Origin of the sequence: Streptomyces sp. KLMMK (genome assembly GCF_036961605.1) — a bacterium.
GTDB lineage: Bacteria > Actinomycetota > Actinomycetes > Streptomycetales > Streptomycetaceae > Streptomyces > Streptomyces telluris.
The window spans coordinates 1-1,878 of sequence record NZ_JBAMDC010000685.1; the positions used below are offsets into that span (position 1 = coordinate 1).

Below are 1,878 nucleotides of genomic sequence, written 5' to 3' on the forward strand. Positions count from 1 at the left end.
GTGACCCGTGGGCCCGCGGCGAGGACGTGGCCGAGGAGCCGGTGGCGCAGCCGGGCGGTGGCGCGGGCGGCGGTGGTGCCGGTGAGGAGTTCGGTGAGGGCGTCGAGGGCGGCGGGGCCGGCGACGAGGAGCGCGCACAGGGCGACCCAGCGGCCGGCGTCGGCGCCGCGGCGGGCGAGGAGCAGGTCGAGGGTGTGGCCGAGGGTGACGGGCAGCAGCAGCGCGGCTCCGGTGGAGGCGACCGCGAGGAGGGCGAGCGCGGCGGCGCGGCCGGCGCTGTGCCGGGCGGTGCCGAGCAGCAGCCGGTCTCCGGCGGAGGCCGGGGCGGTGCGGGTGTGTGCCATGGATCGGTGGCCCTCGCGTCCGTACCATCCGTAGGGGAAAAGCGGACCCGGGCGGGCCCCTCGTCGCAGGAGGGGCCCGCCCGGTGCCGGATCAGCGTCGGATCCGGTGCCGGATCACAGACAGATCAGCACGCTGGCGGTGCTGACGCAGGAGAGCAGGCTGACCGTGCTCTGGCCGCCGCCGCCGTGACCGCCGGTGTTCTCGTCGGACTCCATGTTCTGCAGGTCGAGGAGCGCCATGGTCGTGTTCCTTTCGTGGGGTTCCCGTGGGGACGGGGTTCGGTTTCTCTTGTTCTGTTGCTACGTGCTACGTGCCTCTTGCTACTTGCTACTTGCTACTTGCTACTTGCTACTTGCGTTTCTTGCTACGGCTCCACAACGGCATGGAGCCGGCTTCGGGGCCCCCGTGGGGGCGTGAGGAACGGCAGCTGCGCGGGCCGGGCGCCGTCGTCGCCGAGGGCGGCGGCGAGGGCGAGCAGGCAGCCGGCCGTTCCGGTGGCGAGGTCCATGGACAGCCGCATCATCTGGCTGCCGGGGTAGGCGAGTTCGCCCTGGTAGGACATGGCGTACCAGGACAGTCCGCGGACCTGCGCGGCGAGGTGCTCCGCGGTCGCGCCGGGCGCGGTGGTGCGGGCGAGGTGCAGGATCATCCCGGCCCGGCCCTGGAACAGCCCGGGCTGGGCGTAGAAGCGTGAGCGGGCGGCGGTGAGGATGCCGTCGCGGGCTTCGGTCAAGTACGGGTCGGGGTCCGTGGCGTGGGCGAGGAAGTCGTCCAGGACCATGCCGATGCCGGCGCTGCCGTCACCGAGGTAGGGCATGGTGCGCCAGCCCTCGTCGACTTCGAGGGTGCCGTTGTCCGTGCGGGTGCAGCGGGCGAGGTCGGTGCGCAGGGCCTGCTCGGCGAGGTCGAGGAGGGCGGGGGCGCCGGTGCGCTCGTACAGCCGCAGGAAGAGCAGGGCGGGCCCGCTCGCGCCGCGCAGGAGGCCGACGCGCCGGCGGGGTGCGCCGGTGTCGTCCTCCCGGCCGGGGGGTTCGGCGGCGAGCCGGTCGGCGAGGAGCTGGGCGGCTTCGACGGCCTGGTCGTGGAGCTGGCGTTCGCCGGTGGTGCGGGCGAGGTGGTCGAGGGCGAGGCCGACGCCTGCCAGGCCGCTGCGCAGGTCGGAGGTGAGGCGCTGCCACTGCTCGCCGAGCATGAGCCCGGACAGGTCCAGGGCGCGCCGGGTGTGGCCGAGCCGGTCGAGGGTGCAGGCGACGCCGGCGAGGCCGTCGTAGAGGCCGAGCGGGGTGCCGGACGGCACGGGGGCCGTCTGCCGCAGCAGCCACTGCTCGCCCTCTTCGTAGCGCTCGGCGCCGGCTTCGGCGAGGGCGTGCAGGACGCCTGCGGCGCCGTGGGCGAGGCCGAGGCCGCCGCCCTCGGCGAACTGGGCGATGTCCCCGGGGAAGAGGCGGTCGTCGCGCTCCGGCGTGGCGGAGGCGAGGAGGGCGCGGACCATGGACGCGCGGGCGCGGGGCCAGTCCTCGGCGGGGTCGGGCA

Annotated in this window: 2 protein-coding genes and 1 pseudogene; all 3 read right to left on the reverse strand. The window is 75.1% G+C overall.

The annotated features are described in order from the left end of the window. Nucleotides 1-344: pseudogene (locus V7793_RS37105) on the reverse strand (ABC transporter ATP-binding protein); the annotation flags it as partial. A 114-nt stretch (nucleotides 345-458) separates the two neighbouring features. Next, nucleotides 459-584, reverse strand: a complete 126-nt coding sequence (locus tag V7793_RS37110; RefSeq protein WP_058044643.1) for a SapB/AmfS family lanthipeptide — start codon at nucleotides 582-584, stop codon at nucleotides 459-461. A 125-nt stretch (nucleotides 585-709) separates the two neighbouring features. Beyond that, a partial coding sequence (locus tag V7793_RS37115; RefSeq protein ID WP_336014090.1) for a lanthionine synthetase LanC family protein occupies nucleotides 710-1,878 on the reverse strand: 1,169 nt, incomplete at its 5' end.